This window comes from Streptococcus porci DSM 23759 (genome assembly GCF_000423765.1).
Lineage (GTDB): Bacteria > Bacillota > Bacilli > Lactobacillales > Streptococcaceae > Streptococcus > Streptococcus porci.
Genome location: NZ_AUIP01000023.1, coordinates 1 through 23327 on the forward strand (window position 1 = coordinate 1; position 23327 = coordinate 23327).

Genomic DNA, 23327 nt, shown 5'->3' on the forward strand with positions numbered 1-23327 from the left:
ATATGATTTTGAAAAAATGGGATAATAACAAGGTTTTCGGCATTCTAAGGAATTATAACGAACACAGGAGCTGTGAAGGTCATATTTTACCATTTCTTAATTTTGCGCTATAATAGGGGGAGTTAGATAATCATATTGGAAAGGCGGTTTGGTTGAAAGACAACTGAACCAAGGGAAGTTTGGTAAGTCAAAGTCCCTTTGTAGCAAAATTATGAAAAACAGATATAAATTCGTCTTTGGTGATAAGCCTCTGACCCTAACGACTGACAAGGACAATCTTTTTATGGAAGAAGTGGAGCGCGTGGCGCGTGAGAAATACGACGCTATCAAGCGCAATCTTCCTGAGGCGGACAATGAAACCATTGCTATCCTGATGGCTATTAACACCCTGTCAACCCAGCTTAGCCGTGAGATCGTTTTTGAAGAAACGGAGCGAGAGCTTGAGCAACTACGTACAGAAAAAATCATGGCCTTGAAGGAAAAAAATAACCAGCTTGAGCTGGAATTGAGTGAGGACAAGAGATGATTGGGTTATTCTTCATTGTCATCTTAGCCTGGCAGTTCTATATTGGTTATATGCGGGGTATCCTACTTCAGGGTTATTACACGCTAGCCAGCATTCTTTCCCTTTTTATCGCCAATCATTTTTATCAAAAAATAGCGGAGCAGATTACCCTTTGGGTGCCTTTTGCCAATCCTAATCAGGACACGACAGTCCAGTTTTTCAAGGACGTTGATCTTTTTGAGTTGGATAGAGTTTTCTATGCAGGTGTTGCTTTCATAGGCGTTTATATCCTTAGCTACCTGGTTTTTCGATTTATCGGGATTTTCCTGCACTTGATTGATTTGGATAAGTTTGATAGCATTCTCCTAAACTGCATCAGCGGTGGCTTAGCCATTGTGGTGACAATCCTCTTTTTCAGTATGGGAACGACGCTTTTGGCGACAGTTCCAGTCAATTTTGTTCAGAACTTTTTAGCCGAACACACAACGACAAAGCTCCTGATTAACTTTCCAATTTTTGCTCAAGTTTGGAAATACTATTGGGTGAAACGAGTCTTTTAAGAGCAGGGCATTATTTTTTATCAACGGCCCCTTCTCAGTTTGAGGAGGGGGTCTGTTATAGTCGTCTAAGTTTTATTGCTTGGACGCAGGGAGAACCGTTGTCATAGCCTCCATCTCCTCCAGTCAGATAAGAGATTGGGAAAGCTAGTGCTAGAAGCAGACTGAGATTTTTGAAATTCATCATCACGTTTTTTATATTGAGAAAACAGAGCACTCCAAAAGGCAGGTGCCTACCTAAATTATTTTTGTCTCTAGCTTTTGGAGTATCGTTCAACAATGTACGGCTTACTTGATTTGTATAAAAAGACTCACCACATTTCTTCTAGTTAGAGGAGGGTGAGTCTTTTAATTAGCCCAAAATTGCAATGATACCCGTAACTAAATAGCAGATCACTTTGTAACTTTCATTGATTAAAATGAGTTGGATAGGGCGTTGTTCAAAGAGGTAGTTTTTAACAGAGGAAAGAGCAGAAATAACCCCCATCCCCCCTGCTACGTGTAATGGTGAGAGATTGACGTTTAAAGATTTGATGAAAACCAGTGTAACAATGGCAATGATTATTTCAAGGATGGCAGAGATAGCCATTTCCTTTTGACCCTTATCCCCTGCTTGTCTTGAGGCTTCAATGTCTTGGGGAGAAATGCCTACTGCTTTAATCCAAGCATCTCGAAAAATAAAACCATACCAAAGTCCGCCAATAGCAAAAGAGATAACTCCTGCTAAAAGTCCGAATAAAACTGTCATAAATACTCCTTTAAATTGTCCTATAGGTTGATAGGGCTTAGAATAACATAGAAAGTAGTGAGGGTCAAGGAAGTAACCTTGGACTGGAGGGGGAGGTGTGCTATAATTGAGGGTATGAATAAGAAAATCATTGAACAATTAGAATTTAATCGGGTCAGACGCCTTTTTGAACCCTACCTGCAGACGGAACAGGGGATGGTGGAGTTGCGTGACCTTGAGCCAATGACAAATCCTGACAAGATTGCCCAGACTTTTACGGAAATTTCAGATATGGAGGCCATTTTCATTGAGCATCATGGTTTTGCCATGGGCAGTCTGCGCAATGTGGCGGAGCCCCTGCGTCGTCTTGAGCTTGAGGCTGACCTCAACATTGCGGAGCTTATTGATCTGAAAAAAGTCCTGCAAGTCTCTGCTGAGATGAGCCGTTTTTATAGCCTTTTGGAAAATGCAGAGCTGAAAGCCTTGGGTCGACTCTTTGAAACGATAGAAGTCTTTCCTAGTTTAGCAGGTAGCCTTCAGGCTATCAATGACGGTGGTTTTATCGAAAATTTTGCCAGTCCAGAACTGGAAAAAATTCGTCGTCAGATTACTAGCAGTGAAAGTCGAGTGCGTGAGACTTTACAAGGTATTTTGAAGAAACAGGCTGACTTTTTATCGGAGAACTTGATTGCCTCCCGTAACGGTCGTTCGGTTCTCCCTGTTCGCAATTCCCATCGCAATAAGATTGCTGGTGTGGTTCACGACATCTCATCTTCTGGAAATACGGTCTATATCGAACCACGCGCTATCGTCCAGCTCAACGAGGAAATCACTCAGCTTCGCGCTGACGAACGCCATGAAATGGCGCGTATTTTGCATGAATTATCACATATGTTGCGACCACATGCGCATGTGATTAGAAATAATGCCTGGATTTTAGGGCATATTGACTTAGTGCGGGGCAAGTATCTTTTTATGAGAGAGAAAAAAGCGGTCGTTCCAATCTTATCGTCGGACAAGACTGTTCAACTCTTTAACATTCGTCACCCTCTTTTAAGCCACCCAGTGCCAAATGACCTGTATTTTCCTGATGATTTGACTAGCATTGTCATCACAGGACCAAATACGGGTGGTAAGACCATCATGCTTAAAACCCTTGGTTTAACTCAGCTCATGGCTCAGTCTGGTCTGCCAATCTTGGCTGATGCAGGATCAAAAGTAGCAGTTTTCACGGAGATTTTTGCAGACATCGGTGACGAGCAATCCATTGAGCAGAGTTTATCAACCTTTTCCAGTCACATGACTCAGGTCGTTGCAACTTTGGAAAGTGCTGACGAAAATAGCCTTATTCTCTTTGATGAGCTGGGGGCTGGTACGGATCCTCAGGAGGGGGCAAGTCTTGCGATGTCTATCCTTGACCACCTACGCTTGCACGGTATCAAGACCATGGCGACTACCCACTATCCAGAGCTCAAGGCTTACGGCATCGAGACGGCCAATGTGGAGAATGCCAGCATGGAGTTTGATGTGACTACCCTCAGCCCTACCTACCGTTTCATGCAGGGGGTTCCAGGTCGGTCAAATGCCTTTGAAATCGCCCGTCGTCTAGGTTTGTCTAGTGCTATTGTGGAAAAGGCAGAGCAGATGACTGACAGAGATAGCGATGTCAACCGTATCATCGAGCAGCTGGAAGTCCAGACGGTTGAAAGCCGTAAGCGGCTGGATCATATTCGAGAGGTAGAGCAAGAAAATCTCAAATTCAACCGTGCGGTTAAAAAACTTTACAATGAATTTGCCCATGCCAAGGATAAGGAAATTGAAAAAGCTACAGCCCAGGCACGTGAGATTGTTGATTTAGCGATTAGTGAATCAGATAAAATCCTTCAAGATCTCCACGCTCGCGCAGCTCTGAAACCGCATGAAGTGATAGAGGCTAAGGGACAACTGAAAAAACTGGCTCCGGAAGCCCAGCTTTCTCACAATAAAGTCCTTAAAAAAGCCAAGAAGTTAAAAAATCCAGAGGTGGGTGATGATATTATCGTAACGGCTTATGGTCAGCGGGGAACTTTGGTGAAGAAAATCAAGGACAAAACTTGGGAGGCTCAAGTGGGCATCATCAAGATGACTCTAAGCGAGGACGAGTTTAGTCTGGTGAAGGTGCAGGAAGAGGCGCAAAAACCTAAGAAGCGTCAGATTAATGTGGTGAAAAAGGCTGGCGCTAGTAGCGGTCCTCGTGCCCGTCTGGATCTTCGTGGCAAGCGTTATGAGGAGGCTTTGCAGGAACTGGATGCCTTTATTGATCAAGCCTTGCTTAATAATATGAGTCAGGTGGATATTATCCACGGTATCGGTACGGGAGTTATCCGTGAAGCTGTTACCAAATACCTGCGTCGTCATAAACATGTCAAGCATTTTGAATACGCTCCGCAAACAGCAGGTGGTTCTGGCTGTACCATTGCCACTTTAGGATAGATGGGGAAGATGATGTTAAAGAAATGTTTACTTATCACGGTGACCTGCCTGACTTTTTTAGTCCTAGTGGCTTGTGCTAGCCAGTCAACTTCGCAAAAAACGTCAGGTCAAACAGATACTTATCAGACTTCTGTTGCTCAATTACAAGAAATAACGCTGGATCAGCTCAACGAAAAAATTGCAGCCTCTGAAGATTTTCTCGTTTATTTAGGACGTCCGACCTGTGATTATTGTCAGGTTTTTGTTCCAAAGTTAGCTGAGGCCTGTCAGAACAAATCGGTGACGATTTACTATGTGGATTCGGATAAGGCAGATGGTAAGGCGTGGGATGATTTTATTGCTTATTTTGGAATTAAGACAGTGCCGAATTTTAGCTTTTTCTCGGATAAACAGATGACGGACACTTTGTCAAAAGGTAGCGAGGCGACAGTGGAAGAAATTGCTGATTTCCTCGAAAAATACGGAGACAAGAAGTAGTATTCTTTCGAGAAAAAGGTCGGGAAAAGACAGCTATGATGTCTCTGCCCTCGTCCACAAAACTTAAGGAAGTAAAACAAAAGGCATAGGATGACGTTGATAAAACGCCATCCTATGCCTTTTTAGACTATTGATTTTCAAGGAGAGGATTTCTATTGAGAAATACCAAGATTTGTATGACTGTTGAATTAACTTTGACACAGCGACATTTCCGATTTACCCTACTCTAGCACTGCCTGCGCCTAAGTTTCTTGTCTGAAAACTAATTCATTCGACTATACTATTGGCAGATAAAAATGCCGTATTCTTTTGGAATGGTGAGGATGCCGTCTTGGCTTTCCTGGATCAGCAGTTCAGCGACAGCCTCTTTTTGCCCCTCCTCTAGCTCAAAAACTTCGGGTAGGGAATAGAGGTAGTCAACGATGTCGCTGATTTTTGTCACTTCCAAGCTATCTAGATAATCTCGTCTTTCAACGTGTTCGAAAAAGTGTTCTAATAGATTGGAGCCGTTTTGGAGGGTGAAACCATCGGGGCTGTCATTTGTCTTGCCAAGTTGTGAAATCCATTTTCCAAGCGTTTGCGAAATGCCATTTTCACCAAAAGTGGCAGCCAGAAAACGACCATCTGATTTTAAAACTCTTTTGATTTCTTTCAAGCCAGCGTGAATGTCAGGCAGGTGAAAGAGTACCATGTTGGCAGATACTATGTCAAAACTAGCATCCTCAAAGGGTAATTTAGTGATGTCAGAGACTAAAAAAGTTAGCTTGTCTAGCTGGGACAGATTTTTTCGACTGGCTTCAATCATGGCTTCTGAAAAGTCAACCAAGGTTAGTTGATAATCTTGTGGTAATTGATGATAATTATCCTTCCACATGACCGACGTTCCACAACCCAGGTCTAGAATACGAGAGCCATTGTCAAACTCATATTGGTTGAAAATCCAGTTGTTGAAGCCCTGCTTATTGGTCGAATAACGGTTGTGAATGGCAATTCGGATGTCGAGATTATCTGAAGTCTGGTATTGTTTGCTGATTTGTTCTGGTTTTACCATGTTTGCCTCTCTATTTTTGGTTAAGTTCTAAAGCACGCTTGGCCAGTGCTGTTATCACCTCTAGTGGCAGTTCTTTGTCGTAGGGGAACTGGATGGCACCTTTGGAATAGGTTAATCCTAGCGAGTCCAACTGTTCTGAAAAATCTTCAATAACAGCAGGTCCGGGATAGATTCCTAGATGCTTTTTCTGTGTGGCGAAGTGAATGATGTTTCGTCCTTGCCAGAAGGTCGGCATACCATAGGAGATTCTTTCTTGAGCGTCCGGCAACTGCGTCTGAAGTTCATGATAGACAGCGGTCAATAAGGGGCGTAGCTCAGCTTTTTGATCCAAAATATAAGCTTCGATAAGAGTCATAGCTATCCTTTCAAGCACTTTACTACCTCAAGTATAGCACAAATGCTATAATAGAGGCATGACACATCGACTTTATAACATGACATTTGCAAGCGTTTATCAGTCTCTGGTGGCAAAGGCAGAGCGAAAGGGTAGAAGTGCCCAAGAGGTTTATCAGGTGACGGCTTGGCTGACGGGCTATAGTACCGCTACTATCGCTGATTTGCTTGAATGCGACCTGACTTTCGGAGATTTTTTTCGACAAGCTCCAGCTTACAATCCAGACCGCACCAACATCACAGGTAAAATCTGTGGCGTTCAAATTGAAAGTTTGGAAGATCCGCTCATGCAGGAAATCCGCCGCTTGGATAAGTTAGTGGATTGGGTGGCTAAGGGTAAGACTTTTGACCAGATTAAGGAAAAATACGAGGGGAAATAAAATGCTGAAAATCACCTATCTGGACGCAGCCAAGCAAGAAAAGATCATTACTTTTGACACTTACGCCGACTTTGAGCGTTCACAACAAGCTTGCCTGATAGGCGTTTCTGACTATTACAAGGTGGTCAAACTAAGCTACAAGGGGCACGAGTTGGACTACTCAGGCAATTATGGAGATATTTTCTTCTACCTCTTGAAGCAAGACTTGAGCCAATATGATTAATAAGGGGAGGCTGGGAAATTCCTGGCTTTTTCGCTATAATAAAAGCATGAAAAACTACGCAGATTTCTATGCCCATATCTCACGACCGTTTGTGGCTAAGGGGAGGGAGCTGAACCTACTCAATCAGATCATCACTCGCCTCATGTACGCGGTCTATCCCCTGTTTTTGACTTATCTTTACTTGGAAAATAGCAAAGCTGTCCTTCCCTATATCCTGATACCGGGTATAAGCTTTGTCTCCTTATCTCTAGTCAGAAAGGCTCTCAACAAGCCACGACCTTATGAAACTTGGGACATTTCCCCCCTGCTTGACAAGGACAGTTCAGGGGAATCCCTGCCCAGCCGCCATGTATTTTCAGCGACCATAATCAGCATGTGCGTCCTGACTGTCAACGTCTGGATGGGACTGGCTCTTCTTCTTGTGTCAGCGATTTTGGCCTTTTGCCGAGTAGTCGGAGGGGTGCATTATCCCAAAGATGTGGTGGCGGGATATGGAATCGGCCTAATCCTAGGCTTGCTGTTGTTTTTATAGGAGCTTATGATGAAAAGAGAGATTAAACAAGATCAAGACAATTTCATGATGACCCTCACTTATCAGGTGTCAGCGAGTCAGATAGATGTATGGCGCCTATTGGCTACGGACGAGGGCTTCTCTCGCTTGGTTTCCCGAACTTCATTTGGAACAGAAGCTCTTAGTCTTTGAGATGGAGGATTTCCGTGAGGAAATGGCGGTGCTAGCTTATGATGAGGGACATCAGATTGCTTATGCCTGGGATAGAGCTAGAGTAAGCTTTAGTCTGAAAAAAGCTGGCGCTGGTACTCAGATTCTTTTTGAAGAAATCATTCCAAAAGATTTTGGAAATGATTTTGCCGACGCCTCGAAAGATATGACGGGATGGTTGGTTCAAAATGAGATAATCAGGTCAATCTTAGATAATCAAAAGAGCTTAGACAGAGCCTTGTTACAGGACAAGTGGTCAGCATTTATTGCACAAGAGATAAAGAGGCTGGAACAAAAAGATTTTGATTTTTGAAATCAGCGATTATTAAGTCTAATAGATTCGTAATGAAAACAAAAAACGAACAAAACTAGCTTTCTGACAATCAGAATATTGTTTTGTTCGTTTTTCTATTTTAGGTTTGACTTTTGTTTCTAGCCCTTTGCAATAATCTGTGTTTTGATACCGTCGCTATCAATGATTGACAGTTGGTTTGAACTGAGCCACTGGCTTTGTGCGTTAAGGGCATGTGCATTTTGATAGATGGAGACAAGCTGTTCTTTATCAGTGACCTGAACGACATAGTGAGCAAGCCCAGGTCGGTTTGGCTGGCTAGGAGCTAGGTTTGGGCCTGCCCATTCATTGACAGCCAAGTGGTGGTGATAGTTGCCGCTGGCTAACCAGCTACCGCTCGTTAGGGAAAATTTATCCTCAAGATTTAAAAGTTTTTGGTAAAAAAGGCTAGACGCTCTGCTATTTTTCACCTGAAGATGAACGTGGCCCATACGGGAACCAAAGGGAAGATAGTAGGGATCGAGTTGCTTTGCACTTTGATAGAGACTGGTTGCGTCCAGCTCTTCAGTAACACCAATGATGCGGCCGTCTTCGCGAATGTCCCAATCTGAAACAGGCTTGTCTCGGTAAATCTCGATGCCGTTACCTTCAAAGTCCTCAAGGTATAGAGCTTGACTGTATCCGTGGTCAGCGCCACCAACCATAGGAATGTCCAAATCAATGAGGTGTTTGAGCATGTCTGACAGGTCTTGCTGGCTAGGGAGGAGAATGGCTAAGTGATAGAGTCCGTAGGATTTTTCGACAGTAGCACTGTCAGTCGTTAGCAGAAGTTCAACCAGGGCTTCTGCCTCAGTTCCTAATAGAGCGCGTTGGTCGTTTTGCTCAAGGATAGTCATACCCAGAACATCACGGTAAAAGAGCAGGCTCTTGTCCATGTCAGTAACATTTAGAGCCACTTGCTTGAGGTAGAGGGATGAGTCGTATGGGAACATAAGGTCTCCTTTGCTTTTTTATAGGTTGGAAATGATGCTAAAGTTTTACTCCAGATTGCCAGTTATCCTAGGCAGGCGCACAGTCTCATCATACTTTTTTCGCCCTTCTCAAAAATTAAGGCCGAATAAGGGTTGCTGTCAACAAATCGGGCGACTCGGTAGTTTGGTGCTTTTTCTACCTCAGTGCTGAGAGATTTTGGCTTTTAGGAAAAGGCAGAGCTGGGAAATGCTCATTGCTCAGCTCTGTTTTCATAGGTCTTAGAGTTTGGCAAGGGTCTTCGTCACGACAAAAGGTCTTTTAAAATAAACCTCAAGCCTCTAGCCATTTACCAGATATCAGGAAGTTCTAGGGCGGGCCTCTTTGAATCACTAATTAGTGATATGCAATAGTTTACTCGTAAACGTCTGATTTGGCAAATCTTTTGATTGAGGTGAATGGATTGCCTTTATCACGATATCGTGGTATGATAAAACCTCATTAACAGAAAAGAGGAATTTCCATGATTAAAGCCATTGAACTCTACTTGGTCACTAACAATAACGGTCTTGAGGCTGTTGATTTTTACAAGGATGTTTTTGCGGCAGAAGTTGTATCCTGTACCACTTTTGGACAGGCTATCCCAGATACTCCTGAAGAACATCAAAACTTAGTCCTTAATGCCAACCTTAACATCAACGGTATTCGCTTGCAAATCTCTGACAACGGTCCACAATTTGACTACGTTCAAGGTTCTAACATGACAGCCTGTATTCAGCTAGATAGCGCAGAAGCAGCTAAGGATATCTACGGCAAATTGTCTATTGGTGCTCAAAAAATCGACTTGGAACTTCAAGAAACTCCTTGGAGCCCAGCCTATGCTAACTTGACTGATAAATTCGGAATGAACTGGCAGATCAATGCTGACATTCCAGGTTTTGTGTCAGAAAACGTTCATTTTTAAGGGGGATACCATGGCGTTTGCAAAAACAATGGGGCTTATGCTCTACGTTGACAATGTCGCTCAGGAAAAAGCCTTCTGGTCGGCAGCAGGTTTTGTTATCCTTAATGAAGCTGAGATGATGGGCTACGAGACTTTTGATATGAAAGCTCAGGTAGATAGCACAACTACCATCACGGTTTACGCCAATGACTTTATTCGTCAGGTGTCTCCGGAGGTTATTGATATGAAGCCGAGCATTCTTTTTGAGAGTAATGATATCTATGCCCTGCAGGCTAAAATCGCTGAGCTGACAGATACTTGCAGTTCTGTTCACGCTGAACCTTTCCCTAACTTTAATTTTGCCAGTCCATCTGGCATGTATTTTGCGGTTAAAGGGATCTGATAGGTTTTCAAAGCAGTAGGAGACTGGGACAAGAATGGGCAAAATCGGCATTCTTTCTAATTTCGATTTTGTCGTTCCACTTCCGCACGGTCGATTAGGAGGCGCTATTCATGGTGTAGCAAGGGGCGAGAACTTCCAATCAACCATTGGGCCAAAGCACCCACCTGCAATCATTGTTAAAAGGCTAGGACTTTTGTCTTGGCCTTTCTTTTAGTTCATTACTTATCATCTTTTTAAGCTTAATCTTTAATGGGAAAAGTGATACTTTACGTATCAGAAATTTGTTTTTCTCAGACTTTTAGGTTATGATTAAGTCACAAAGTCAGGGAGTAGCTCTGCTATTTTCCCACAAGAGAAAGGAAGATGTAACATGACAAAAGTCGTAACTGATGCCACTTTTGAAGCAGAAACAAACCAAGGTCTTGTCTTGGTAGACTTCTGGGCAACCTGGTGTGGTCCATGCTTGATGCAAGCACCAATCTTGGAGCAAGTATCTGCGGAGTTGGACGAGGACGAGCTTAAAATCGTTAAGCTTGACGTGGATGAAAATCCAGCAACAGCACAAAAATTTGGTATCATGTCAATCCCAACCCTCCTCTTCAAAAAAGATGGGCAAGTGGTTAAACAGGTGGCAGGCGTCCACACAAAACAACAAATTCAAGCTATCGTAGCAGAATTGAATGCATAAAAGAAAGCCGAACTTCTGAGGAAGGTCGGCTTTTAATTATCTGGATTATGCCAGTTCTGAGTGATCTTCTTTAAAAATCAGTAAGGCCAGCAACATAAATCCAATCAAGAATCCAATAAGCGCGAGTGCGTCAGACCTGAGGTCTCCAGTCATTGAAATGCTTTGACGAAGTCCAGAAACGGAGTAGGTCATTGGTAAGAATGGTTGGATAATCTTAAAGAAGCGTGGGCTTAGTTCGATTGGATAGGTACCGGCACTTGATCCTAGTTGGAGAACCAAGAGCACTAAAGAGGCAAAGGCACCAAAGCGTCTGTCCCAACCAATCAGGGCTGTTACCAATGCCATCAAGGTCCATGAAGACAGGAGTGTGATAAAGAATGTCTGAACAGGGTGTGCAAAATCAACACCAATCAACTGAACTGTGATTATGAGGAAAATGGAGGCTAGCGTAGCAATTAACCCATTTAAAAGCAATTTACTCAAAGCCCATTTCCCACGATTATCATAATGCTCACCGTCAATAGAACTTGCAAAGACTACATTGGCTGATAGAGCTACAACCATGAGAGCAACAGACATCATGTAGGGAGCCATGCCGACACCGTTGGTTTTAACCTTATCCTTGTCTTTATGAGTCGTCTTGATAGGAGTGGCAACAGCGTCAGCATTTTTCTTCTCGACACTGACTAGAGAGAGCTGTTCGCTAGCATCGCTGAGAGAATCATCAAGGGTAGACACACCGTCTGATAGGGAATTAAGCCCATCTTTAAGGCTGGTGCTACCATCAGCAAGTTTATGAACACCGTCAGTCAAGGCAGGTGTGTTATCCTCAAGTTTTTGGCTACCCTGTGCCAGTTGTGCCACACCGTTAGTATAAGTACCAAGACCTTTTTGTAGACTGGCAAGCCCATTTTGCAGGCTACCAGCACCGTTGGCTAACTTATCAGCCCCACTAGTAAGTTCTGGCGTGTTTTGTGCCAACTGCTTAGTTCCTTGAGCCACTTTACCAACTCCATCAGTATAGCTTCCAAGACCTGTATTTAGGTTTGAAAGCCCAGAGTTGAGTTTTGAGGCACCGCTGGCTAATTGATTGGCACCGACTGTTAGTTGGTCGGAATTTTGGTTCAAGGCTTGCGCACCGCTATTAAGTTTATCAATAGCATCTGTGTATTGTCTGATACCGCCAGACAGTTGTGCAGCGCCTTTGGTCAGGTGTTCATTCAGACTTGTGACTCCTGAGCTAATTTGTTGGCTACCTGGTAAAAGTTGTCCAGACACAGCTGAATGAACTTGGGTCATACCATCGGATAATTTTTGAAGTGCCTGGACAGCACCTGGTAAAGCAGTGGCAGCAGAGCTATTCAAAGTGGTGACAGAAGATTGTAACTGTTCAAATTGACCAGTTGCTGCTTGTAGTCCAGAAAGCTGGCCTTGAAGTCCTGACAGAGTTTGACTGACTGTCTGAACATTGTTCAAAATATCTTGTGCTTGGTTGGCTGTGCTAGAAGTCGTGTTGTTGATCGCTGCTGTCAATTCAGCTTGTTGGTCGGCTGTCATAGCTTGGTAAGCACTGGTTGCTTGAAGGTTTGCCACAGCAGCTGCTTTATCGGATTGACTTTGGCTAATAATAGCCTGTGCTTGTGCGGCGATGGATTGTAGGTAATTGGTAAGTGAACCTGTATCGGCTGAACCAGCACTTGGAGTTTCCATGCCAGATAGACTGTCATTTAATTGTTGAATACCTGCTTGAAGTTGTGGAAGGCCTGAGATAAGAGCTTGGATATTGGCACTATCAGCGTCAGATAGCTTGCTAGAGTCAGATAGAGCTTGGAGCCCTTGAGCTAGTTGATTAGCTCCATCAGCCAACTTTGCAATTTGTGGCGCACTGTCAGTCAATTGTTTAGCTCCCTCTTTGAGTGCTTGAGAATTTTGCGCCAAAGCCTGTGAGCCTGTAGCGACTTGACCAACTCCGTCAGTATAGGTCTTTAGTCCCTTTTGCAAGCTCCCGAGGCCATTATCCAAGTTTTGAGCCCCGTCGGCTAATTGACTGCCGCCTCTTCTTAGGGTTGGTGAGTTTTGAAGTAAGGTCTGAAGTCCTAAATCGACTTGACCGACACCGTTGGTGTAAGTACCAAGTCCAGATACAAAGGTAGCAAGTCCAATATTCAAGGTATTTCCGCCACTAGCTAACTGATTAATACCGCTCAGCAGAGTTGGCGAGTTTTGATTGAGAGTGTTTGCTCCATCAGCGACCTGACTAACGCCATTGGTGTAGGTGTTAAGTCCACTTTGAAATGTTCCAAGACCTGCTTGCAAGTTTTTTGAACCATCTAGCAGTTGATAGCTACCATCTTTTAGCTGAGAGGTGCCATTGCTAGCAGACGTCAGCCCATCTTGTAGCTGTCTCATGCTACTAAAAACTGCGCGGTTGTAGGTTTGTGTAATATTTTTGGCAACACTGGCTTCCAGCTTGGTCATAGCGGAATCGCTCATTTTTGAGGCAACAAAGCTGCGCCCTTTAGTCGTTTCGTACTCAATGACCATTTTTTCAGGCTTATCGGTCAGCAGTGTAGTAGCTTTCTTGGAGAGATCCTCTGGCAAGGTGATGACCATGTAATAATCGCCTTTTTTCAAGCCGGCGCTGGCTTGTTTTTGAGACACAAAATGAAAGTCTAGGCTCTGATTTTCCTTGAGTGATTTTACCATATCTTGACCAATGGTAAAGTCTTTACCGTTGTAGCTGGCTGCTTGGTCCTCATTGACCAGAGCCACAGGAAGTTGATCGAGCTTTCCGTAAGGATCCCACATGGCTGTTAGAAAACTCAGATTGTAAAGAGCTGGAACTAGTGCAACTCCTAGAACGGTCAACCAAAACATGGGTTTCTTGAAAGAGAGTTTTAGTTTTTTTAGCATTGTTTTCTCCTTTTTGGACATACTGTCTAAAATTTGATATACTCTGATTATACTTAGTAAGAGCTCTTTTTCAAGTGAAAAGGACAGATTTTAGACACAATGTCTAAAAGTGTATAAAAGGAGAAAATTTCATGAAAGATTCCAGAAAAGAAAAAACAAAAAATGCTCTATTGAATGCCATGATGACTTGCTTAGAGACAGAGAGTTTTGACCAAATTACGGCTAGCCAGTTAGCTAAGATGGCAGGAATCAGCCGTTCAGGCTTTTATACGCATTTTCGTGACAAGTATGACATGATTGACTACTATCAGCAAGACCTCTTAAAAAACTTGGAATTGGTTTTTGAAAAATACGAGAATGACAAGCGTCAAGCCTTTTTAGAAATTGCGACTTTTTTAAAAGGTGAAAAGTTTTTATCTACCCTGATAATGGCAAATGGCACCCATGATATTCAGTCCTATTTTGTCAATAAAATTAAGCTAGTCATTGACAACGATTTAATTGGTAAGTTTGGGAAAAAAGATGTCAGTCCTCTAGCAAAAGAGTATGGAAGCGTCTATTTTGCCTATGCCTTTTTTGGAATACTACGCCATTGGATTGCCAAAGGTAAGCAGGAATCCCCTGAAGAAATGACAAACTTTATCATGACCATCTTTCCTGAAAATTTGGCAAAATGAGAAGAGAAGCGAAAATGAAAAGTCAGGATGTAGTCCTGGCTTTTTAGTATTATTAATTAAGATTAATCAATTTTGCATTTTCAATTCCAAGGAAGGTTGAGATGACTTTGGCAGCTCCACCGTACAGTGTGGCCATTTCCCCCAACTCGCTGTTAGCGATGGTGAGATGCTGGGCAAATTTACTGGAAACTTCAGCTTTCAAGACGGCAATGAGCTCTGGATTTTTTTGGAAAATAGAGCTATTGATGATAATGAGTTCTGGATCGTAAAGCATGGTTAGGTCATTAACACCGATGGATAATTCCCAAATTTTTTTATGGACCAAGCTCCTAACAAATGGATTATCATTTTTTAACTCATGTGTAATGAGATTAGAATCAACGTTTTGAATCCCTGTCTCCGCTGAAAAGGTCTCGTAAATTATCTTATTGGAGGCATATTTTTCCAAACACCCTCGATTACCACAAGGACAACGATGACCACTCGGATAGAGTATGGAATGACCAATCTCTCCAGCCTGACCGTGAGCGCCGAGCTGCAGCTCCCCTTTTTGCATGATGCCAGCTCCGATACCAGTATGAATGCTGATACAGATCATGTCATTTTTACTAGTTTTAGAAAAAGTGTATTCCCCAAGAGCCGCTAGATTGGCTTCGTTTTCTAAATAAATGGGATAGGAAATGTGCTTTTCTAGCTCTGCTTTTAAATCCATCTGATCCAAATCATAAGAGGGTGTAAATTGGATGCTGTTATCAAAGACAATGCCATGGATACCAAGACAAACTCCAATGATACCGTGTGCTGTTTTAGGCATGGATAAGGTGGTAAGTTTATTGATGACATTTAGGAGGGTTGAAATGACATTCTCTTGGCTAATAGGAGCCTTTTCTTTGACTTGGTTGACTAGTTTACCGTCAAGATAGGCAAGCATGCCGTGGACATAGTTACTGCCAATGTCAATAGATAAAGCCAGCCCTGCCTCAGGGTTAAAAGAAATATTGATAGGCTTTCGACCGCCAGTCGTCCCAGCATCCCCAATACTAGATTCAAAGACAAGCTGACGCTCAATGAGGGCAGATGTGATGGAAGAGACACTGGCCTTGTTCAATCCAGAGAAGTTAGCGATATTGGCACGAGAGAGAGGTTGGTAGTTGATGATAGTCTTTAAGACTAAGGCTTCGTTTTGTTCCCGAATGAGATATTTATCTGTAATCATGGGCAGTTCTCTCCTTTTTGTACCTTTAGTTTATACCAAACTGAAAAAAAAAACAAGATTTTCCATGAAAGCGCTTGACAAAACTAAGTCGAGCGGTTATACTTCTATTGTAAGTTAGTTCATTGAACAAACAAACTAAGATTAATATTACCTAAAGGAGAAAACTTATGTCATATTTTCCAAATGTAGAAAAAGTTCAGTATGAAGGAACACAAACTACAAATCCCTACGCTTTTCGTCACTACAATCCTGAAGAAGTTGTTGAAGGCAAAACCATGCGTGAACATTTGCGCTTTGCTTTGGCTTACTGGCATACCATGACCCAAGATGGATCAGACCCATTTGGTTATCCAGTGAACCAGCGTACATGGTTTGGTGCTACTCCAATGGAAACTGCTCATAATCGTGTTGATGCTTTCTTTGAAATACTTGAAAAATTAGATGTTGATTATTTCTGTTTCCACGATATTGATATTGCACCAGCTGGAAATTCATTAGAAGAGTTCTTTGCAAACCTTGACGAAATCACAGATCACATCAAGGTAAAAATGGAGGAAACAGGCAAAAAATTGCTTTGGAACACTGCAAACATGTTCTCACACCCTCGTTTCAATAACGGTGCTGCTTCTTCAAATAACGCAGAAGTCTTTGCTTACGCAGCTGCTCAAGTTAAAAAAGGTCTTGACCTTTCTAAAAAACTTGGTGGCGAAAACTATGTCTTCTGGGGTGGACGGGAAGGTTATGAAACTCTTCTTAACACAGATATGAAATTTGAACAAGACAATATTGCTCGTCTCTTCAAAATGGCCGTGGCTTATGGAGAAAAAATTGGTCACAAACCACAATTCTTGATTGAACCAAAACCAAAAGAACCATCAAAACACCAATATGACTTTGATGCTGCGACAACCATGGCATTTATTCAAAAACATGGCCTTGAAGGGGATTTCAAGCTTAACTTGGAGGCTAATCACGCTACCCTTGCAGGTCATACTTTCGAGCATGAACTTAATGTAGCACGTGATTACGATGCCCTTGGTTCCATTGACGCTAACCAAGGTGATGTTCTTCTAGGGTGGGATACAGACGAATTCCCAACTAATATCTACGACACAACATTTGCTATGCTTCAAATTCTTGACAATGGCGGTCTTGCACCGGGTGGTATCAACTTTGATGCCAAGGTTCGTCGTTCTTCACATGAAATGGATGACCTGCTTTTTGCTCATATCGCAGGTATGGATACTTTTGCACGTGGTTTGAAGACCGCTGCAAAACTACGCGCTGATCGCTTCTTTGAAGATATCAAAGAAAAACGCTACGCTTCTTACCAAGAAGGCATTGGCGCTCGCATACTTGCTGGGCAAGAAGACTTGGAAAGTTTGACAGCTTACGCTTTGGAACACGATAATCCTGTTCTTGAATCTAGCCACATTGAATTAGTGAAATCTCAATTGAACGATTATCTTGTTTAATCTTAATTATTAATGCTGAAGGAGCATGTCGTTGTAAGGTCAGCGATATGCTCTTTTTATGAAACAAGGAGGAACACATGTCTTACGTATTAGGAATTGATCTTGGCACAAGCTCCTTAAAGGGACTCTTGGTTGATCAAACAGGAAAAGTTGTGGCTTCAGCGTCTGCTGATTATGGCTTAATCCATTTACAACCTGGTTATAGCGAACAATATCCCAGTGATTGGGTAGTCGCTTGTGATAAGGTATTTGAAGAATTGGTTGAAACGGTCTCTGATTTTACGACTGGGCTCGAAGGAATTAGCTTTTCTGGTCAAATGCACAGTTTAGTGCTTTTAGATGAAAATAGTGAGGTTTTACGTCCAGCGATTCTTTGGAATGATACACGTACAACGGCTCAATGTCGTACGATTGAAGAAAAACTAGGTGATAAACTTCTTGGAATTACTCGTAACCTTGCATTAGAAGGTTTTACGTTTCCTAAAATTCTTTGGGTTCAAGAGAATGAGCCTGAGCTATGGTCTAAGGTGCGTCAGCTCATGTTGCCAAAAGATTATTTGGGATTTTATTTAACTGGAAATTACCATACAGATTTTTCTGATGCTGCGGGTACTCTTCTTTTAGATGTTGAGAAGGCAGAATGGTCAGAAGAAGTGGCTAATACCTTTGATATCCCGCTCAGCTATTTGCCAAAAGCAGTGGGAGCTTCAGAACAGGTAGGTACTGTGCGTGCTGAGTTGAAAGAACGTTTTGGCTTGCAAAAAGAGGTTAAAGTTTTTGCTGGTGGGGCAGATAATGCTTGTGCAGCAGTCGGTGCTGGAATTCTCTCAAGTGAAGTCGGTATGGCAAGTATTGGAACTTCTGGTGTTTTCCTTTCTTATGAAGGGAAAGAGACGCCTGATTATGAAGGAAAATTGCATTTCTTTAATCATGCTCTCAGTGATAGTTACTACTCTATGGGGGTAACTTTGGCGGCTGGTTATAGCCTTAACTGGTTCCGAGATACCTTTGCAAAAGGGCAGAGCTTCTCAGACTTACTGGCACCAATTAGCCAAATCCCAGCAGGTAGTGATGGTTTGTTGTTTACACCATATATTGTTGGGGAGCGTACTCCTCATGTTGACAGCAGCATTCGTGGCAGCTTTATTGGAATTGATACCAGTCATACCTTAGCGCATTTTTCTCGCAGTGTTCTTGAAGGCATTACCTTCTCATTGAAAGATTCTCAACGTCTTATGTCTGAGGTAGCAGGAAAAACATTTACACGAATCGTTTCTGTTGGTGGAGGCGCTAAAAACAAAGATTGGCTTCAAATGCAGGCAGATATTTTCAATGCTGAAATTGTCGCCTTGACAGCTGAACAAGGTCCAGGACTCGGTGCAGCCATGCTTGCAGCTCTTGGATGTGGATGGTTTAAAGACATTGAAAGCTGTGCAGAAACCTTTGTCGAGTACACAGAAGCAGTCAAACCAATTCCGGAAAATGTCGCTGTTTATGCTGACGTTTATGAAGATTACAAACGCATTTACCCAAATGTCAAAAAGATAAAATAGAGTATTTAGAAAGAGGAAGTAATAGAGACAGTAAAAGAAAACATGAAGAAAAATAGACTATAAGTAGCTATAGTGTAGAAATTAAATATGGAGAAAGGAGGGAAGTAGTGAGTAGGGACAAGGCATAGTTATCAAAAAAATAAAAACGCTTAAAATATTTTTATATTTATCGGATAGCAAAATGATTATTATTTAATGTAGTTTTCATTTCAAGAGTATGAATAAAGTACGATTAAGTATTATGAAAGGAACAAATTAAAATTATGAAAATAAATTTAACAAAACAACCGGGACCAGTAGTTTCTAAATATATTTATGGTCATTTTGCGGAACATTTAGGCCGCTGTATCTATGATGGACTTTATGTCGGTGAAGATTCTTCCATTCCAAATATTAATGGAATGCGCACAGATGTCGTTGAAGCGCTAAAACAAATTCAAATTCCCGTACTTAGATGGCCGGGAGGTTGTTTTGCAGATGAATATCATTGGAAAGATGGCATTGGTCCTAAGGAAAGTCGTAAAAAGATGGTTAATACGCATTGGGGGGGAGTAACAGAGAATAATCATTTTGGGACACATGAATTTTTTGAATTGACTCGTCAATTGGGTTGTGATGCTTACATCAATGGTAATGTAGGTAGTGGAACTGTTCAAGAGATGCAAGAGTGGATCGAATATATGACTATGGATGGCGAATCTCCGATGGCTAACTTAAGACGTGAGAATGGTAGTCAGGACTCGTGGCGTGTTCCATTTTTTGGTGTAGGAAATGAAAGTTGGGGTTGCGGTGGTAATATGCGACCAGAGTACTATGCTGATGAATACCGTCGCTATCAAACATATGTTCGTCAATATGGAAAAGATAAAATTTATAAAATTGCTTGTGGCCCAGCTGTAGATGATTATTATTGGACAGAAGTATTAATGAAAAACGCGGGGCGTTTTATGGACGGTCTTAGTTTGCACCATTATGCAATGACGGGTGCGTGGGAAGATAAAGGTCCAGCAACTGGTTTTGAGGAAAAAGAATGGTGGTCATTAATTAAACATGCTCAATATATGGATGAATTAATTACACGTCATTCCGCAATTATGGACCAATATGATCCAGAAAAACGAGTAGGATTAATTGTGGATGAATGGGGAACTTGGTTAGCGGTTGAACCAGGGACAAATCCTGGATTCTTATATCAGCAAAATACGATTCGTGATGCAATGGTTGCAGCTATAACTTTGAATATTTTCCATAAGCATGCAGAACGTGTTTATATGGCAAATATTGCACAAACAGTAAACGTTCTTCAATCAATGATTTTGACTGAAGGAGATAAGATAGTAAAAACTCCAAGTTACCATGTGTTTGATCTTTATAAAATTCACCAAGATGCAGAATTAGTTTCTTCTTACGGTGAAGAAGACGCCACAGTTTCTTATACAGTGACTCGAAAAGATGGGAAACTTGCGATTTCATTGTGTAACTTCTCTTTGACTGAACAAAAAGCAGTAACATTTGAGGGGACATTTGCTTCAGAAATTTTATCAAGTCAGATTCTTACTGCTGAAAAAATGGATGATTGTAATGATTTTGAACATCCTAATAAAGTTGCACCAAAAGAATTTACGTCTTACCACTTAAGTAATGAGGCATTATCTGTAGAAATAGCACCGATGTCTGTTGTTACAATTGTCGTAGCAGAAAGATAGATTAATTTAGGAGAATATCTGAAACAGTATTATTTCCTTTGAACATGATTTATCAGTCTTTTTAATATGTTTATGGCGAATTTAAAGGAGAACTATATGAATTTATTGAAAGAAACTTTTACACTAAATAATGGTATTGGTATTCATAAAATTGGTTTAGGAACGTGGCAATCTGCACCTGAGGATGCTTATAATGCTACTCGTTATGCTTTAAAAAATGGTTATTTACATATTGATACAGCATATGTTTATGGTAATCAAAGAGAAATAGGACAAGCTATTAAAGATAGTGGTATAGATCGTGCAAAACTGTTTATCACGTCAAAGATCCCTGCTGAATGGAAAACTTATGAGGAATCTATAAAAGCGATAGACGAAAGCCTAGAGCAACTAGGTGTAGATTATATAGATTTAATGCTTATTCATGCTCCTCGTCCATGGTCAGAGATGTTTGAATATCCGATTGTCAATCGTTACTATGAAGAAAACTCCGAAATGTGGCGAGCTCTAGAGGATGCTTACAAGATTGGTAAATTAAAATCTATTGGTGTGTCTAATTTTGATGTAGATGATTTAGAACATCTTTTAGAAAAAGCTACTGTTACTCCGGCGGTTAACCAAATTATTTACCATATTGGTAATACCAATCCGGAAGTTTTAGAGTTCTGCCAGAAGAATGGGATTCTTGTTGAAGGTTATTCCCCAATTGCGACAGGGCGTCTTTTAGGTAATGAAAAAATTGAAGCTATTGCTCAAAAATATAATAAATCAATTCCTCAGATTTGTATCCGTTATTTGCTTGAAAAAAATATCTTGCCATTACCTAAATCTATTCATGAAAATTATATCATTCAGAATGCAGATGTATACTTTTCGATTGACAAGGATGATATGGACTATTTAGATAGTCTTTAATCTATGGTATAGGAGGTGATTGTATTGCGAATCTGTTATGGTTGTGATATTAAGGAAGAAATGACTAATCTTGATATAGAGAGCTCTATCGCCTTTCAATTAGCAATGGAAATTGACCGTGTTAATGAGAAGGAGTGGTTGCGCAGACGGCAGATTTGTGAACAATGTCCGTGGCGAATAGAAGCGACTTGTGGAAAATGTGGATGTTTTTATCAATTTCGAACAGCTTTAAATAACAAAAAATGTCCAGATGGAAAATGGTGAGACGGTCAATATAGAATAATGATAGAAATTGTAGGATAAATAAAATGAATCCATATTTACCACTATCAGAATATGTTCCAGATGGTGAACCTCATGTTTTTGGTGACAGAGTTTATGTCTATGGAAGTCATGACAAATTTAATGGGTTTGCTTATTGTTTAAATGATTATGTCTGTTACTCCGCTAGCATAGATGATCTTACTTTTTGGCGCTATGAGGGAGTTATCTACAAAAAAACAGACGATCCAGAGAATCTATCTGGTGAAATGTGTCTTTATGCCCCTGATGTTGTTCGAGGTGAAGATGGACGTTACTACCTTTACTATGCTTTAGATAAACTACCGATAATATCTGTCGCAGTATGTGATAGTCCAGCTGGTCAGTATGAATTTTTAGGATATGTAAAATACAAAGATGGTATTCGTCTAGGAGAGAAAGGAATAGAAGACCCTCAATTTGATCCAGCAGTATTTATAGAAAATGGAAAGGTTTACCTGTATACAGGATTCGGAGGATTTTATGATCCTGGTCGTAAAGGCATGATGGTTACAGTTTTAGATAGTGATATGTTAACTATCATAGAAAATCCTACTTTTATCATTCCTTCAGAAGCTTACGCAAAAGGGACCGAATTTGAGGTTCATCCATTTTTTGAAGCGCCATCTATACGTAAAGTTGGAGATGATTATTATTTACTCTATTCATCTGTTGTGATGCATGAACTTTGTTATGCTAAAAGTAAGAGTCCAACGCAGGACTTTCATTTTGGAGGAGTAGTTGTTAGTAATAATGATATCGGAATAAGTTCCTATAAACCTGCTAATAAGCCAATGTATTATGGTGGCAATAATCATGGTGGTATTGAGAAAATTAAAAATCAGTACTATGTATTTTATCACCGTCATACCAATGGGAGTAATTTTAGTCGTCAAGGAATGATTGAACCAATAAAAATACTAGAAAGTGGAGAAATTCCACAAGTAGAAATGACATCTCAGGGGGCTAGGGTAACACCCTTTGAAGCTACAGGAGAGTTTTCAACAGCAATTGCGTGTAATCTTTTTTGTAATGTGGAAGAAATGTATTCAGCACCATTTGATCTTTGGATGAATAACGATTTCCCTAAAATTACACAAGATGGGAGTGATTTGTATCCAGAAGAATCTTATATTGCTAATATGAGAGATGGAGCAACTGCTGGTTATAAATATTTTAAGTTCAATCAAAATCATACGATTTCGGTAAAAACTAGAGGATATGCCATAGGAAGTATGGAAATTCGATTATCCGTGGATGGTCCAGTACTGGGTGAAATTCCTGTTGGCTATACTAATGTGTGGGTTGAAAAATCTGTTGATATAGATTTCCCTAATGGTGTTTTTCCGCTTTATTTATCGTACAAAGGTTCAGGCAGCGTTAGTATTTTATCATTTAAATTTTAGTTTGCTTTTGGGGCAAAAAAATTCGCACGTTGTCAAGTTAAGTGCAACAAGTTCATTGATAGCTAGAGTTCCAGAGGTTAAGATGTTTGGGCTAGCCCAAACAGAAATTTTGAGGATTGATACTGAAGAAGTCGTCTTTGGCGCTCATTGATGGCAGTGATATACTTGTCCAGTTCTTCAGAGGTTAGTGAATTAAGTGAGACTCCTTTAGGGACATATTCTCTGAGGAGACCATTAAAGTTCTCGTTTGTGCCTCTCTCATGTGAAGAATAGGGATGTGCAAAGTAAACTTCCAAGTCTGAGAGTAAAGTAAACTCAGAACCATTATCTGCTGTGATGGATGCAATCGGATACAGACTGGTGAG

General features: G+C 41.2%; 28 protein-coding genes. 20 read left to right on the forward strand and 8 right to left on the reverse strand.

Going from position 1 to position 23327, the window contains the following annotated elements:
* Window positions 1–211: 211 nt before the first annotated feature.
* Together G576_RS0108880 and G576_RS0108885 are read left to right on the forward strand one after the other, a co-directional pair.
* Window positions 212–526 carry a hypothetical protein gene (locus tag G576_RS0108880; RefSeq protein WP_027974299.1) on the forward strand — a complete coding sequence of 105 codons (315 nt, stop codon included), beginning with the start codon at window positions 212–214 and terminating at the stop codon, window positions 524–526.
* A complete protein-coding gene (locus tag G576_RS0108885) occupies window positions 523–1065 on the forward strand; it encodes a CvpA family protein (RefSeq protein WP_027974300.1) in 543 nt (180 codons plus the stop codon). The genes G576_RS0108880 and G576_RS0108885 overlap by 4 nt, the downstream gene beginning before the upstream one ends.
* Window positions 1066–1120: 55 nt before the next feature.
* Here G576_RS0108885 and G576_RS14055 read toward each other — a convergent pair whose 3' ends face one another.
* Window positions 1121–1249: a hypothetical protein gene (locus G576_RS14055; RefSeq protein ID WP_281168646.1), complete on the reverse strand. Its 129-nt coding sequence runs from the start codon at window positions 1247–1249 to the stop codon at window positions 1121–1123.
* Window positions 1250–1414: 165 nt separating this feature from the next.
* Window positions 1415–1810, reverse strand: a complete 396-nt coding sequence (locus tag G576_RS0108890) for a DUF1761 domain-containing protein (protein WP_027974301.1) — start codon at window positions 1808–1810, stop codon at window positions 1415–1417.
* A 114-nt stretch (window positions 1811–1924) separates the two neighbouring features.
* On the opposite strand from G576_RS0108890, the gene G576_RS0108895 reads away from it, so the two are divergent.
* Both G576_RS0108895 and G576_RS12645 read left to right on the forward strand, forming a co-directional pair.
* The gene (locus G576_RS0108895; RefSeq protein WP_027974302.1) at window positions 1925–4261 is read left to right on the forward strand and encodes an endonuclease MutS2; all 2337 of its coding nucleotides are present in this window, start codon (window positions 1925–1927) and stop codon (window positions 4259–4261) included.
* Between the two features lie 9 nt (window positions 4262–4270).
* A complete protein-coding gene (locus tag G576_RS12645; protein WP_169361577.1) occupies window positions 4271–4738 on the forward strand; it encodes a thioredoxin family protein in 468 nt (155 codons plus the stop codon).
* Between the two features lie 280 nt (window positions 4739–5018).
* Here the strand turns inward: G576_RS12645 and G576_RS0108905 are convergent, their stop codons facing one another.
* Complete coding sequence (locus tag G576_RS0108905; RefSeq protein WP_027974303.1) at window positions 5019–5789, reverse strand: class I SAM-dependent methyltransferase; 771 nt, start codon at window positions 5787–5789, stop codon at window positions 5019–5021.
* A 10-nt stretch (window positions 5790–5799) separates the two neighbouring features.
* Window positions 5800–6144: an iron chaperone gene (locus G576_RS0108910; protein WP_027974304.1), complete on the reverse strand. Its 345-nt coding sequence runs from the start codon at window positions 6142–6144 to the stop codon at window positions 5800–5802.
* Between the two features lie 58 nt (window positions 6145–6202).
* Here G576_RS0108910 and G576_RS0108915 point away from each other — a divergent pair, with 58 nt between their 5' ends.
* The 5 genes from G576_RS0108915 to G576_RS12650 are packed head-to-tail and all read left to right on the forward strand — an operon-like array spanning window position 6203 to window position 7819.
* Window positions 6203–6562: a DUF2200 domain-containing protein gene (locus G576_RS0108915; RefSeq protein ID WP_027974305.1), complete on the forward strand. Its 360-nt coding sequence runs from the start codon at window positions 6203–6205 to the stop codon at window positions 6560–6562.
* Between the two features lies 1 nt (window position 6563).
* Entirely contained in the window at window positions 6564–6785 is a 222-nt protein-coding gene (locus tag G576_RS0108920; RefSeq protein WP_027974306.1) for a DUF4649 family protein, read from the forward strand.
* A 46-nt stretch (window positions 6786–6831) separates the two neighbouring features.
* Window positions 6832–7317, forward strand: coding sequence for a phosphatase PAP2 family protein (locus tag G576_RS0108925; protein ID WP_027974307.1), 486 nt, complete (start codon window positions 6832–6834; stop codon window positions 7315–7317).
* A 9-nt stretch (window positions 7318–7326) separates the two neighbouring features.
* The gene (locus G576_RS13615) at window positions 7327–7488 is read left to right on the forward strand and encodes a hypothetical protein (protein WP_156875131.1); all 162 of its coding nucleotides are present in this window, start codon (window positions 7327–7329) and stop codon (window positions 7486–7488) included.
* Entirely contained in the window at window positions 7463–7819 is a 357-nt protein-coding gene (locus G576_RS12650; RefSeq protein ID WP_156875132.1) for an SRPBCC family protein, read from the forward strand. Before G576_RS13615 ends, G576_RS12650 begins: the two co-directional genes overlap by 26 nt.
* Window positions 7820–7938: 119 nt before the next feature.
* Here G576_RS12650 and G576_RS0108935 read toward each other — a convergent pair whose 3' ends face one another.
* The gene (locus tag G576_RS0108935; protein ID WP_027974308.1) at window positions 7939–8790 is read right to left on the reverse strand and encodes a VOC family protein; all 852 of its coding nucleotides are present in this window, start codon (window positions 8788–8790) and stop codon (window positions 7939–7941) included.
* 500 nt (window positions 8791–9290) lie between these two features.
* On the opposite strand from G576_RS0108935, the gene G576_RS0108940 reads away from it, so the two are divergent.
* The 4 genes from G576_RS0108940 (at window position 9291) to trxA (ending at window position 10801) form a co-directional block, all read left to right on the forward strand.
* On the forward strand, window positions 9291–9731 hold the full coding sequence (locus G576_RS0108940) for a VOC family protein (RefSeq protein ID WP_027974309.1): 441 nt from the start codon (window positions 9291–9293) through the stop codon (window positions 9729–9731).
* Window positions 9732–9741: 10 nt separating this feature from the next.
* Entirely contained in the window at window positions 9742–10113 is a 372-nt protein-coding gene (locus G576_RS0108945; protein WP_027974310.1) for a VOC family protein, read from the forward strand.
* Window positions 10114–10147: 34 nt separating this feature from the next.
* Entirely contained in the window at window positions 10148–10327 is a 180-nt protein-coding gene (locus G576_RS0108950) for a hypothetical protein (protein ID WP_027974311.1), read from the forward strand.
* Window positions 10328–10483: 156 nt separating this feature from the next.
* Complete coding sequence (gene trxA, locus G576_RS0108955) at window positions 10484–10801, forward strand: thioredoxin (RefSeq protein WP_027974312.1); 318 nt, start codon at window positions 10484–10486, stop codon at window positions 10799–10801.
* Window positions 10802–10846: 45 nt separating this feature from the next.
* Here the strand turns inward: trxA and G576_RS0108960 are convergent, their stop codons facing one another.
* On the reverse strand, window positions 10847–13714 hold the full coding sequence (locus G576_RS0108960; RefSeq protein ID WP_027974313.1) for a YhgE/Pip domain-containing protein: 2868 nt from the start codon (window positions 13712–13714) through the stop codon (window positions 10847–10849).
* A gap of 131 nt (window positions 13715–13845) precedes the next feature.
* On the opposite strand from G576_RS0108960, the gene G576_RS0108965 reads away from it, so the two are divergent.
* On the forward strand, window positions 13846–14391 hold the full coding sequence (locus G576_RS0108965) for a TetR/AcrR family transcriptional regulator (protein ID WP_037618840.1): 546 nt from the start codon (window positions 13846–13848) through the stop codon (window positions 14389–14391).
* 52 nt (window positions 14392–14443) lie between these two features.
* Here G576_RS0108965 and G576_RS0108970 read toward each other — a convergent pair whose 3' ends face one another.
* Window positions 14444–15607, reverse strand: a complete 1164-nt coding sequence (locus G576_RS0108970) for an ROK family protein (protein WP_027974315.1) — start codon at window positions 15605–15607, stop codon at window positions 14444–14446.
* Window positions 15608–15774: 167 nt separating this feature from the next.
* On the opposite strand from G576_RS0108970, the gene xylA reads away from it, so the two are divergent.
* The 6 genes from xylA to G576_RS0109000 all read left to right on the forward strand — a co-directional run bounded on the left by xylA (window position 15775) and on the right by G576_RS0109000 (window position 22962).
* The gene (gene xylA, locus G576_RS0108975; RefSeq protein ID WP_027974316.1) at window positions 15775–17082 is read left to right on the forward strand and encodes a xylose isomerase; all 1308 of its coding nucleotides are present in this window, start codon (window positions 15775–15777) and stop codon (window positions 17080–17082) included.
* A gap of 77 nt (window positions 17083–17159) precedes the next feature.
* Window positions 17160–18635, forward strand: coding sequence for a xylulokinase (gene xylB / locus G576_RS0108980; protein ID WP_027974317.1), 1476 nt, complete (start codon window positions 17160–17162; stop codon window positions 18633–18635).
* A gap of 263 nt (window positions 18636–18898) precedes the next feature.
* Window positions 18899–20341, forward strand: coding sequence for an alpha-N-arabinofuranosidase (locus G576_RS0108985; RefSeq protein WP_027974318.1), 1443 nt, complete (start codon window positions 18899–18901; stop codon window positions 20339–20341).
* A 96-nt stretch (window positions 20342–20437) separates the two neighbouring features.
* Window positions 20438–21256 carry an aldo/keto reductase gene (locus tag G576_RS0108990; RefSeq protein WP_027974319.1) on the forward strand — a complete coding sequence of 273 codons (819 nt, stop codon included), beginning with the start codon at window positions 20438–20440 and terminating at the stop codon, window positions 21254–21256.
* A 24-nt stretch (window positions 21257–21280) separates the two neighbouring features.
* Entirely contained in the window at window positions 21281–21520 is a 240-nt protein-coding gene (locus G576_RS0108995; RefSeq protein ID WP_245563030.1) for a DUF6171 family protein, read from the forward strand.
* 44 nt (window positions 21521–21564) lie between these two features.
* A complete protein-coding gene (locus G576_RS0109000; RefSeq protein ID WP_037618842.1) occupies window positions 21565–22962 on the forward strand; it encodes a family 43 glycosylhydrolase in 1398 nt (465 codons plus the stop codon).
* A 77-nt stretch (window positions 22963–23039) separates the two neighbouring features.
* On the opposite strand, the gene G576_RS0109005 is transcribed toward G576_RS0109000, so the two are convergent.
* Window positions 23040–23327: IS30 family transposase (locus G576_RS0109005; RefSeq protein WP_027974322.1), on the reverse strand; the 288-nt coding region annotated here is incomplete at its 5' end.

Bases quoted from the DNA above. Each gene is read 5' to 3' on its own strand.
- G576_RS0108925 (WP_027974307.1), top strand. From the start codon at position 6,832: ATGAAAAACTACGCAGATTTCTATGCCCATATCTCACGACCGTTTGTG.
- G576_RS0108950 (WP_027974311.1), top strand. From the start codon at position 10,148: ATGGGCAAAATCGGCATTCTTTCTAATTTCGATTTTGTCGTTCCACTT.
- G576_RS0109000 (WP_037618842.1), top strand. From the start codon at position 21,565: ATGAATCCATATTTACCACTATCAGAATATGTTCCAGATGGTGAACCT.
- G576_RS12645 (WP_169361577.1), top strand. From the start codon at position 4,271: ATGATGTTAAAGAAATGTTTACTTATCACGGTGACCTGCCTGACTTTT.
- G576_RS0108915 (WP_027974305.1), top strand. From the start codon at position 6,203: ATGACACATCGACTTTATAACATGACATTTGCAAGCGTTTATCAGTCT.
- trxA (WP_027974312.1), top strand. From the start codon at position 10,484: ATGACAAAAGTCGTAACTGATGCCACTTTTGAAGCAGAAACAAACCAA.
- G576_RS0108890 (WP_027974301.1), bottom strand. From the start codon at position 1,810: ATGACAGTTTTATTCGGACTTTTAGCAGGAGTTATCTCTTTTGCTATT.
- G576_RS0108965 (WP_037618840.1), top strand. From the start codon at position 13,846: ATGAAAGATTCCAGAAAAGAAAAAACAAAAAATGCTCTATTGAATGCC.
- xylA (WP_027974316.1), top strand. From the start codon at position 15,775: ATGTCATATTTTCCAAATGTAGAAAAAGTTCAGTATGAAGGAACACAA.
- G576_RS0108920 (WP_027974306.1), top strand. From the start codon at position 6,564: ATGCTGAAAATCACCTATCTGGACGCAGCCAAGCAAGAAAAGATCATT.
- G576_RS0108885 (WP_027974300.1), top strand. From the start codon at position 523: ATGATTGGGTTATTCTTCATTGTCATCTTAGCCTGGCAGTTCTATATT.
- G576_RS0108945 (WP_027974310.1), top strand. From the start codon at position 9,742: ATGGCGTTTGCAAAAACAATGGGGCTTATGCTCTACGTTGACAATGTC.
- G576_RS0108985 (WP_027974318.1), top strand. From the start codon at position 18,899: ATGAAAATAAATTTAACAAAACAACCGGGACCAGTAGTTTCTAAATAT.
- G576_RS13615 (WP_156875131.1), top strand. From the start codon at position 7,327: ATGAAAAGAGAGATTAAACAAGATCAAGACAATTTCATGATGACCCTC.
- G576_RS0108880 (WP_027974299.1), top strand. From the start codon at position 212: ATGAAAAACAGATATAAATTCGTCTTTGGTGATAAGCCTCTGACCCTA.
- G576_RS0108940 (WP_027974309.1), top strand. From the start codon at position 9,291: ATGATTAAAGCCATTGAACTCTACTTGGTCACTAACAATAACGGTCTT.
- G576_RS0108905 (WP_027974303.1), bottom strand. From the start codon at position 5,789: ATGGTAAAACCAGAACAAATCAGCAAACAATACCAGACTTCAGATAAT.
- G576_RS14055 (WP_281168646.1), bottom strand. From the start codon at position 1,249: ATGATGAATTTCAAAAATCTCAGTCTGCTTCTAGCACTAGCTTTCCCA.
- G576_RS0108895 (WP_027974302.1), top strand. From the start codon at position 1,925: ATGAATAAGAAAATCATTGAACAATTAGAATTTAATCGGGTCAGACGC.
- G576_RS0108910 (WP_027974304.1), bottom strand. From the start codon at position 6,144: ATGACTCTTATCGAAGCTTATATTTTGGATCAAAAAGCTGAGCTACGC.
- G576_RS0108935 (WP_027974308.1), bottom strand. From the start codon at position 8,790: ATGTTCCCATACGACTCATCCCTCTACCTCAAGCAAGTGGCTCTAAAT.
- G576_RS0108990 (WP_027974319.1), top strand. From the start codon at position 20,438: ATGAATTTATTGAAAGAAACTTTTACACTAAATAATGGTATTGGTATT.
- xylB (WP_027974317.1), top strand. From the start codon at position 17,160: ATGTCTTACGTATTAGGAATTGATCTTGGCACAAGCTCCTTAAAGGGA.
- G576_RS0108960 (WP_027974313.1), bottom strand. From the start codon at position 13,714: ATGCTAAAAAAACTAAAACTCTCTTTCAAGAAACCCATGTTTTGGTTG.
- G576_RS0108970 (WP_027974315.1), bottom strand. From the start codon at position 15,607: ATGATTACAGATAAATATCTCATTCGGGAACAAAACGAAGCCTTAGTC.